Genomic DNA, 10,639 nt, shown 5'->3' with positions numbered 1-10,639 from the left:
AGGGTACCGGCGGCGGCTTCGGCGACAGCAACAACTGGCTGTTCACCCGCGGCCGCGCCGCCTACCTGTACACGCACAAGCCGGAGGAGCCTGGCTTCGTCGGCGACGTGGCCTACGTGCACAAGACCGGCCACGACGCGCTGTTCCGCCTGCAACTGGAGCGCGACGGCGTGCCGATCGCGCTGGTCGAGGACAGCACGCAGCGACGGCAGACGCCGAGCTATTTCAGCAGCGCGTATGCCGGAGGCGGCGTGCGCCTGCAACTGGTCAAGTTCATCAGCGAGCAGAACGTGGCGGTGGCCGAGCTCACCGTGTCCAGCACCGACGGCGCGGCGCATGCGCTGACCGTGCGCGCGGTCTCGCCGATGGCCACGCATCCCGACGGTGCCGAGTTGACCGGCGCCTTCGTCACCCACAACGCCATCACCACGCTGTTCCCGCGGCTCTCCGGCGACGGCTTCGCGGTCGATGGCGCAAGCATCGCGCGGCCACTGGCGGTGCTGGCGCACGGTGCCGCGCCGACGCTGAAGGTACAGTTGGGGCTGATCGCGCGCGAAGTGCCGGCCGCACAGCAGGAATACCGGCGCATCGCCGCGCAGTCGCCGCAGCAGGCCTACCGCGAGCATGTCGTCGCCTACAACCGCTGGTGGGCCGACAACCTGCCGTACCTGGACACGCCCGAGGACAATCTCGACAAGACCCTGTTCTACCGCTGGTGGTTGTTGCGCTTCAATTTCCTGGACGCGGCGGTGCCCGGCAACGACTACCAGTTCCCGGTGGCGATCGAAGGCGTGCTCGGCTACGACAACGCCATCGTGCTCACCACCGGCATGTTCATCGACGACCTCAAGTACCTGCGCGATCCGCTCTACGCCTACGGCTCCTGGCTCGGCGCCGGCGAGACCGCCGGCGGCGGCAAGTACGTGGACAATCCCGGCGCGCCGGAGAACTGGTCCAACTCCTACGCCCAGTACCTCAGCGCTGCCGCCTGGCGCGCCTACCAGGTGCACGGCGGGCCGCCGGCGATCGCCGGGCAACTGGCGCGCTACGCCAGCGACGACGTGGACGCGCTGCTGCGCGCCTACGACCGCAACGGCAACGGCCTGATCGAATACGACTGGGCGGCGATGACCGGCAACGACGCCGACGCGGTGTCCTTCGACTGGGCCAAACACCATGGCGCAGCGCGCATGGACCGCAGCGAGAGCGCGTACGTGTACGCCAATGCGCTGGCTGCCGCGCAGGCCGCGCAGTTGGCCGGCGACGCCGCCACCGCGGTGCGCATGCAGGCGCTGGCGGCGAAGATCCGCCGCGCCGTGCTGGAGGTGCTGTGGCAGGACCATAGCGCGCAGGCTGACGGCATGGGCCTGCACGGCGACCTGCTCAAGCAGCGCCAGGCCGATGAGCCGCGCCTGCCGGTGGACTGGAAGGAAACCAACAACTATTACCCCTTCAGCGTCGGCCTGATGCCCAGGCACGGCGATGCCGACGATGACCCCAAGTACGTGCGCGCGCTGCGCCTGTTCGCCGATGCGCGACAGTTCCCGCTGTTTCCGTTCTACACCGCCAACCAGGCCGACGCGCAGGCGCGCGGCGCCGGCGGCAGCAACAACTTTTCGGTGATCAATTCCACCGTGGCGTTCCGCCTGCTCGGCAGCGTGTTGCGTGATTACCCCAGTCCGTACCTGGACGCGTCCAGCTACCGTAAGCTGCTGTACTGGAACGCGTGGGCACACTACATCGACGGCGACAACCGCTACCCGGACCAGAACGAGTTCTGGGCGCAGGGCAGCGCCGCCGATGGCGGCCGCATCGGCTATCGCTCGTGGATCCACCATACCCAGCTCGGCGCCACCAACTTCACCGTGATCGAGGATGCGATGGGCCTGCGCCCGCGCAGCGACGCCCTGATCGAGCTGTATCCCATCGACATCGGCTGGGACCATTTCGCCGCCGACCGCCTGCGCTACCGCGATCGCGACCTGAGCATCGTCTGGGATCGCGACGGCCGCCGCTACGGCGGAGCCGCGCCGAAGGGCTATTCGCTGTACCTGGATGGCCACCTGGCCTTCACCGTCGATCGTCTGGCGCACGTGCTGTACGACCCGGCCAGCGGTCACGTGCAGGCCTTGCCGGATGTGGTCAATGCCGGTGCCGCGCAGATGCAGGTGCTGGCCGCGCATCGGCTGGCATTGCAGGCGCCGCAGCAGGTGCGGTTTCCCGGCACGGCGCGAATCGGTGCGGTCCTCGCCGACGCGGGGCTCGACATCGCGTTGCCGCCCGGCGCGCGCAATCTGGCGCAGGGCGCGGCAGTCAGCGCCAGCTATGCGGCCGACGGGTTTCCGGCCACGGCCGCGGTCGACGGCAGCACCGCCAACGAACCGTTCTGGGGCACCGCCGGTTCGAGCAGCAGCAGCGACTGGCTGGAACTGGATCTGCAGCGCCCGCAGACCCTGGACGACGTACGCGTGTATTTCTATCGCAGTTCGTCGCCGCCCGGCGAACAGCACGGCTTCCCGTCGGGCACGCGCGCCGGCTACGCGCCGCCGTGGCTGTACGTGCTGCAGTACTTCGACGCCGGCGTGTGGAAGACCGTGCCGGGCCAGGTGCGTGACGCACCGATCGCGCAGGGCAACCGCAACTGCATCCGTTTCCCGCCGCTGCGCGCGCAGCGCTGGCGCGTGCAGGTCACCCATGCCAGCCCGCTGCGCACCGGGATCAAGGAGATCCAGGCCTATGCCAGCGGCGCCGCGGCGCCGGCGGTGCACGGCAACCAGGCGCCGCAGGTCGAGGCCTGGCAGGAAGACGGCAGTGCGGCGGGCGGCGTGATGCGCCTGGTCGGCCGGGTCGGCGACGACGCGTTGCCGAACGGCACGCTGACGCTGCACTGGCGCATGCTGCAGGCACCGCCCGGCGGTGCGGCGTTGTTCGAGCAGCCGCAGGCGGCCACCACACAGGTGCGCTTCACTGTGCCCGGCGCCTACACCCTGCAGTTGCAGGCCGACGACGGCGCATTGCAAGGGCACGCCGAGGTCGTGGTGACCGCGGCGGCGGCTCCGGCCGGGCAGACGCTGCAGGTACAGGGCGAGGCTACGCCGAGCGCGCAGTTCACCGCCGGCCATCACCGCCTGCAGGCGCTCAACGATGGGCTGCTGCCGGCGCCGGACCAGATGCCGGCCGCCGACCGCCGCTGGGGCAGTTGGGGACGCGCGCAGCCGGCCTCGGTGTGGGTGCAGTACGAGTGGCCGCAACCGCAACGGCTGAGTGCCACGGCGCTGTATTTCTGGGACGACCAACCGCAGGGCGGGGTGGCGTTGCCGTGCGCGTGGACGTTGCAATACCGAGACGGCACGCAGTGGCGCGACATCGCCGTGCACGGCGGTTATCCGGTGCACGGCGATGGCGCGCCGAGCCGGGTGACGTTCGCGCCGGTGGTCACCACGGCCTTGCGCGCGGTGCTGCAGACCGCGGCGCAGGGCGAGGGCCACTACGCGGTCGGTCTGGACGAATGGCAGGTGTTCGCCGAGCGCGCGGTGGCGACCGAAGCGGTGGACGTGCGCATCGCGCCCGGTCAGGCGCCGACGCTGCCGGCGCGCATCGCCGGCTACTTCGCCGACGGCAGTTGGGCCTGGCTGGGCGTGCGCTGGTCGCAGGTCGATGCGGCGGCGCTGGCCGGTGAGGGCCGCGTGCAGGTGCAGGGCCTGGCCGACGGCGGCGTGCCGGCGACGGCCAGCATCTGGGTCCGCGCGACCGCGCCGGGCCAGCTCACCACGGTGCAGGTGCCGCCGCCGCTGCATGTGCCTGCCGGGCAGACGCCGGTGCTGCCGGAACTGGTCTCCGTGCAGTACAACGACGGCTCGCGCGAGCGTGTGCCGGTGCAGTGGTCGCCGTTGGCGCCGGCCGCCTATGCCAAGCCCGGCCGCCTGAGCGTGGTCGGACAGGCGCAGGGCTGCGATGGCACCGGGACGCTGCCGGTGCGGCTGGAGCTGGTGATCGAGGCGGAGACGACGCCATGAACCGCCATCCCGTGCGCCGTGCCGTCGCCTGCCTGCTGGTGGCCTGCGCTGCCTGCATCGGCGTTGCCGCGGCCATCGCCGCGACACCGGCGGTGCCGTGGTCGCGGCAGGTACATGCGCCGGGCAATCCGATCCTGGCCGACGGACGTGCCTATTCGGCCGACCCCGCGCCGCTGGTCGCCGACGGCAAGCTCTACATCATCGCCGGCCGCGACGAGGCGGCACCCGAGGTCAACGACTTCGCGATCGACCGCTGGCAACTGCTGGTCACCGACGATGTCGGCCGCGGCGACTGGACCCATTACCCGACGTTGCTGCGCCCGCAGCAGGTATTCGCCTGGGCGGCGCCCGGCCACGCCTACGCTGCGCAGATCGTGCAGGGCCCGGATAAACGCTATTACCTGTATGCGCCGGTGCAGGAAGCACACTCGCGTAATGCAGATCCGTTCGCGATCGGCGTGGCGGTGGCCGACAGCCCGCTGGGGCCGTGGCGCGACGCGCATCCGCAGGGACCGATCCTGTCGCAGTCGCTGCCGGTGCCCAACGCGATCCAGAACATCGACCCGACCGTCCTGGTCGACGACGATGGCCGCGTGTATCTGTACTGGGGCACCTTCGGCAAGCTGTTCGGCATCGAACTGGAACGCGACATGGTCACGCCGAAGGGGCAGGCGGTGGCGGTGACCACGCTGGACGGCTACTTCGAGGCGCCGTGGCTGTTCAAGCGCAACGGCACCTACTACATGGCCTACGCCGACAACCATGCCGGGCCGGAGTCGGAGTGCACGCCGACGCTGTACCACGCGTGCATCGCCTACGGCAGCGCGCCGTCGCCGTTGGGGCCATGGACCTATCGCGGCGTGATCCTGCCGCCGGTGTCCTCGACCACCTCGCATCCGGGCATCGTGCAATTCAAGGGCCAGTGGTACCTGGTCTACCACACCGCCGACGCCAAGGGCGGCGGGCATTTCCGCCGCAGCGTGGCGATCGACCGGCTGCAGTGGGACGACACCCGGCAGCCGGCGCGGATCCTGCCGGTGGTGCCCACGCAGCGGCCACAGCCGCCGTTGCCGCCGCAGCGCAACCTCGCTCGTTATGCGCAGGCCAGCGCGTCCAACGGCCCGGACATCCCGCACCAGTACTGGATCGCCGCGCTCAACGACGGCCGGGTCAAGCGCAATCCGTTGCCGCCGCAGCTATGGGGCAGTTGGACGCCGCACAACCGACCGCAGCAATGGCTGCAATACAGTTGGGCGCAACCGGTGACGCTGCAGGGCAGTCGCATCCTGTTCTGGGCCGATCATCCGCCGGGCGCGGACAGCGGCGTGGCGCCGCCGGCGCGCTGGCGGAGAGTACGCGCGCACCCGTCGCCGGCCGCTGGCAGACGCTGCGCTTCGCGCCAGTGACCACGCGCTGCGTGCGCGCCGTGCTGGACGCCGCCGGCAGCGGCGAGCGCTACGCCGCACTGGCGGTGCAGGAGTGGGAGATGTTGGCGCCGCAGGCGCAGCGCTTGCCGCAGGCGAGCGCGGCGGATGTGCAGCGCTGCGACATGCCTTGAAGTGAGGCGTGCATGCCGATCGAACCGACCTCGCCGACCTTCGCAGGCGCTTCGGTTGCAGCACCTGACGCTGATGTCGGCGGCAGGTGCCGGCCGCATCATGTTCCTGCCGTGACGTTGGTTTGATTTTCGGACTCTGTGCGGAATTATCCCGATTCCATGAGGATAAACGTCGGGTGCATGGCGTTTTGGTGGATTAGTCTGGCGACGCATTGCCGATACGCGAGTGGCTGCCGTGCGGCGTGTTCCTGGCGTTTCGCCGGAGGCGAACCTGGATCCTCATGCCGTCGTGGTGGCGGCGGATGCCTCAATCACTGCAGGCTGGTGCGGCGGAACGCGCGTCGATCGTCCTATTCATCCAATGTCGTCGGACAAGAGGAGTGTAGAGCCGTGAAACTTGCTGCTTCTCGATACGTGCGTCTGGTCTCCACGATGTGCCTGTCGGCCGTTCTGGCACTGGCTGCGCAACATGCACACGCGGCGGCCTGCACCGCCGGTCAATGGATCGCCAATCCCGGCGATACCGACATGCCGGCCGTTCGCTACGAAACGCAACACTTCGCGTTCCGCTGGAAGGACGGGCAAACCGTGTCGCAGGACGACGTCGCCTCGGCAGCCAAGGAACTGGAACTGATCTGGTCTGCCTACATGGAGCGCGTCGGGTTTCCCGAGCCTTACTGCAACACCCAAACGAAGTACAAGGTCAGCGTCTACCTGGACCACAGCTTCGGCCTGAACGGCGGTACCTCCGCCAGTGGCGGCATGGGCATGTGGATCAATCCGGACCAATTGGGGTATCACTGGGGCCTGGCGCATGAATTGACCCATGGCTTGCAGGGCAGCACCGGCGGCTTGCGCGACTCGCCGTACGTCGGCTGGATCTGGGAATCGCATGCCAACTGGATGGCGCATCAGTATTTCCACGACGACGTGCAGTGCTCGGAGATGTTGGTGAACTACCCGCATCTCTATCTTGGCTCGACCCGCGATCGCTACTGCAACTGGCAGTTCATGGAGTACCTCAAGGATCGCTTCGGTTACGCGATCATCAACGATCTGTGGGCCAAGGCGCCCAAGCCCGGCGATTCGCGCCAGGCCGATGCCGATCCGTTCTCGATCATTCGCGACAACATGGGCTGGAGCCAGTCGCAGCTCAACGACGTGTTCGGCGACTGGGCCATGCACAACGTGCAGTGGGACTACACCGACCCGGACGGTCGCGACCATGGCGTCGTGATGCGCCAGCAATACGGCAGCAATACCGCGTTCGATCCGGAAAACCTGGCCGATGAGACCAATCGCGATCGCGCACTGCGCCTGACCCAGTTGGATCCGGTGCAGGGCCAGGCCGGCGGCTACCAGGTGCCGTTCGACTGGGCACCGCAGCGGTGGGGCTACAACCTGGTCCGGCTGATTCCCGCGGCGGGTGCGAATGCGGTCGTGGTGAAGTTCCATGGCAATGTGCAGCAGCAGTCGGCGGTCGATACGTTGCCCAGCCTGGTCAACGATCCCGAGACGATCGGTACGCCGGACTCGGATTGGCGCTGGGGCCTGGTCGCAATCGATGCGAGCGGCAAGCCGCGCTACAGCGCGCTGCAGCGAGGCGCCGATGCCGCGCTGTCGTTCCAGGTGCGCAGCGATGACAGCGACCTGTATCTGGTGGTGTTGGGGACACCGAGCAAGATGCAGAAGATCAAGTGGGATCAGTCCTACTACTCGGTCTACCGCTACCCGTGGAGCATCACGCTGGAGAACGTCTATCCGTCGGGCCAGCAGCCCGGGGCGCCGACGCCGACGCGCGTCGGCAGCCGCCATCCCAACGGCGGTGGCTGGGTCGCGCAGAACGCATATGTCGCGTCGACGGCCTATGTCGGCCCGCATGCGCGGGTGCTGGGGGGCAAGGTGCTGGGCGATGCGCGCATCGAGGATCATGCGACGATCCTGGGCGGGCAGGTGCAGGACGGCGCCGTGGTCGGCGGGTTGAGCCTGCTGCAGGATGGCGTGACGGTGAAGGATCGTGCCCAGCTGCATACGGTGTTCAAGCCGGCAGGCGCGTTCGGTGGGTTCACGCTGTCCGGCGCCGCGCAGTTGCGTGGCGACGTCGAGCAGCGCGGCGCGTCGGCCAGCAAGGGCGTGTTCTACGGTTACGTCGATGCGGATACGGTGACCAACCCCGATTATGGCGCCGACCTGACCGACGCGGTGCCGGAGGTCACGGCGAAGCCGCAATGATCGACCGGCAATGACTGCCAGGCGGTGTCGTGGCGGATGCACGGTGCATTCGCTGCGACACCTCCGCGGTGTCGCGATCCCGGCATGACGCGACGCGTCGTGCGGGTGGCGCATGAGCCGCAGCGCATTGGCGTGTCGGCCGCGTTCGCCCACGCTGTCCGCAGGGCTTGGTCGCCGGCGGCAGGTCGTCGCGGCGATTCGGCCGAAATCCGCATCTGCACGCATCAGTGGGGACAAGACGCGCTGTCACCCGGATGACACAGTGACCATGGATCCGCCGGTCGTTGCCCTGCGGCGTCGGCGTCCCGACATCTCACACAGGAGCAGTCCATGCCTCGATGCGTTTCTTTCCCGCATGCCGCCTTGCACGCGGGAGGCCGGCGATGAGCGGGCAGGGCATGCATCGGCATGGCGCCGCCTGCGCGCACGCATCTTCCGACGCGGCTGGGACTGCGCTGGATCCCTCGCGACGCCGCTTCCTGCAATGGAGCGCACTGGCGGTGGCCGCCGGGCTGCTGCGCTTCCCACTGGACGCCGCCGCGTCCACCCCGGGCCGGGTGCAGGCGCTGCCCTTGCAGCAGGTCACGCTGAAACCCTCGCTGTTCCTGGACTCGTTGCAGACCAACCGCCGCTACCTGCTGGAACTGGAGCCGGACCGCCTGCTGCACAACTTCCTGCAGTACGCCGGCCTGCCGCCGAAGGGCGCGGTGTACGGCGGCTGGGAGGGCGACACCATCGCCGGCCACACGCTGGGCCACTACCTCAGCGCACTGGCGAAGATGCACGCGCAGACCCGCGATCCCGCACTGCGCGAGCGCATCGACTACATCGTCGCCGAACTGGCGCGCGCGCAGGCCAAGGACGCGGACGGCTACGTCGGCGGGCTCACCCGCAAGAACGACAACGGCGCCATCGACAGCGGCAAAGTGGTGTTCGAGGAAGTGCGACGCGGCGTCATCAAGGGCAGCAAGTTCAATCTCAACGGTAGCTGGTCGCCGCTGTACACGGTGCACAAACTGTTCGCCGGCTTGCTCGACACGCAAGAACTGGCCGGCAACGCACAAGCGCTGCAGGTGCTGTTGCCGCTGGCCGGCTATCTCGCCGGTGTGTTCGACGCGCTCGACCACGCGCAGATGCAGACCCTGCTGGATACCGAGTTCGGCGGCCTCAACGAGTCCTACATCGAACTGGGCGCGCGCACCGGCGATGCGCGCTGGATCGCCATCGGCAAGCGCCTGCGCCACGAGAAGGTGATCGACCCGGCCGCGGCCGGGCGCGACGAACTGCCGCACATCCATGCCAACACCCAGGTGCCCAAGTTCATCGGCGAGGCCCGCCAGTTCGAAGTCGCCGGCGATGCCGATGCGGCCGCGGCGGCGCGCTTCTTCTGGGAGACGGTGACCGCGCACTACAGCTACGTGATCGGCGGCAATGCCGACCGCGAGTATTTCCAGGAGCCGGACACCATCGCCGCGTTCCTGACCGAGCAGACCTGCGAGCATTGCAACAGCTACAACATGCTCAAGCTGACCCGGCACCTGTACCAGTGGACGCCGCAGGCACGCTACTTCGACTACTACGAACGCACGCTGCACAACCACACCATGGCCGCGCAGCATCCGGCCACCGGCATGTTCACCTACATGACGCCGATGATCAGCGGCGGCGAGCGCGGCTTCTCCGACAAGTTCGATTCGTTCTGGTGCTGCGTCGGCAGCGGCATGGAAGCGCATGCGCAGTTCGGCGATGCGATCTACTGGCAGGATGCCACCTCGCTGTACGTGAATCTCTATATCCCCTCGCGGCTGGACTGGAGCGAGCGCGACCTGTCGCTGGAACTGGATAGTGGCGTGCCCGACAACGGCAAGGTGCGCCTGCAGGTGCTGCGTGCCGGCGCACGCGCGCCGCGGCGGCTGCTGTTGCGGGTGCCGGCCTGGTGCGAGGGCCGCTACACACTGCGCGTGAACGGCAAGCCCGCGCGTGCGGCATTGGCCGATGGCTATCTGGCGCTGGAGCGCGACTGGCGCGCCGGCGACGTGATCGACCTGGACCTGGCCACGCCGCTGCGGCTGGAGCACGCCGCCGGCGATGCGGACACGGTGGTGGTGATGCGCGGTCCGCTGGCGCTGGCCGCCGATCTGGGGCCGGTGAGTACGCCGTACGACGCGCCGGACCCGGCGCTGGTGGCCACGGCCGATCCGCTGCGCGGCTTCGTCGAGTTGCCGCAGCCCGGCCATTTCCTGGCCAGCAGCACGCAACCGACGGGCCTGACCTTCGTCCCGTTCTACGCACAGTACGAGCGCCGCAGCGCGCTGTATTTCAAGCGTATGGATCCTGCGCAGTGGGCGCAGGAAGCGCAGCGGCGGGCGCGGCGCCAGGCCGAGCAGGACAAGCTGCGTGCGATCGCGGTGGACATGATCCAGTTCGGCGACGAGGCCTCCGAGCAGGCCCACCAGTTGCGCAGCGATACCTCCTTCGGTGGCGCCTACCGTCGGCAGCAGTGCCGCGACGTGCGCGGCAAGGGCTTCGTCGAGTTCCGCATGCGCGGCAGCGCGCAGCCGCTGGCGCTGCGGCTGCGCTTCTGGGGCAGCGACAAGGGCCGTTTCAACATCCTGATCAATGGCAAGCTGGCCGTGGAAGTGGCGGTGGAGCGCGGCCAGGTGATCGATTTCGTCGACCGCGATTACCCGCTGCCGCCGGCGATCACCCGGGATGCGCAGCCGTTGATCGTACGCATCGAGCCGCAGCACGGCGACACCGCCGGCCCGCTGTTCGGTGGCTGGCTGATCCCGGCGTGACGCGGCATGGCGCGAATCGTTGCCATCGCCGCGCA

The 10,639-nt window shown here is 68.7% G+C and carries 3 protein-coding genes and 1 pseudogene; all 4 read left to right on the top strand.

Annotated elements, in window-relative coordinates:
* Positions 1-4,016: Ig-like domain-containing protein (locus D180_RS07645; protein WP_017912326.1), on the top strand; the 4,016-nt coding region annotated here is incomplete at its 5' end.
* Positions 4,013-5,574, top strand: a pseudogene (locus D180_RS07640) (family 43 glycosylhydrolase). The gene D180_RS07645 and the pseudogene D180_RS07640, both read left to right, overlap by 4 nt.
* Positions 5,575-6,006: 432 nt before the next feature.
* Positions 6,007-7,806: an Svx/AvrXca family virulence/avirulence protein gene (locus tag D180_RS07635; protein WP_017912325.1), complete on the top strand. Its 1,800-nt coding sequence runs from the start codon at positions 6,007-6,009 to the stop codon at positions 7,804-7,806.
* A 383-nt stretch (positions 7,807-8,189) separates the two neighbouring features.
* Positions 8,190-10,604 (top strand): glycoside hydrolase family 127 protein, encoded by a 2,415-nt coding sequence (locus D180_RS07630; protein WP_017912324.1) that lies wholly within the window; start codon positions 8,190-8,192, stop codon positions 10,602-10,604.
* Positions 10,605-10,639 lie beyond the last annotated feature (35 nt).

The organism is Xanthomonas sp. SHU 166 (assembly GCF_000364685.1).
Lineage (GTDB): Bacteria > Pseudomonadota > Gammaproteobacteria > Xanthomonadales > Xanthomonadaceae > Xanthomonas_A > Xanthomonas_A sontii.
This window is presented reverse-complemented; position numbering and strand designations above follow the sequence as displayed.

Coding starts and splice junctions, on each gene's coding strand:
- D180_RS07635 (WP_017912325.1), top strand. CDS start 6,007: ATGTGCCTGTCGGCCGTTCTGGCACTGGCTGCGCAACATGCACACGCG.
- D180_RS07630 (WP_017912324.1), top strand. CDS start 8,190: ATGAGCGGGCAGGGCATGCATCGGCATGGCGCCGCCTGCGCGCACGCA.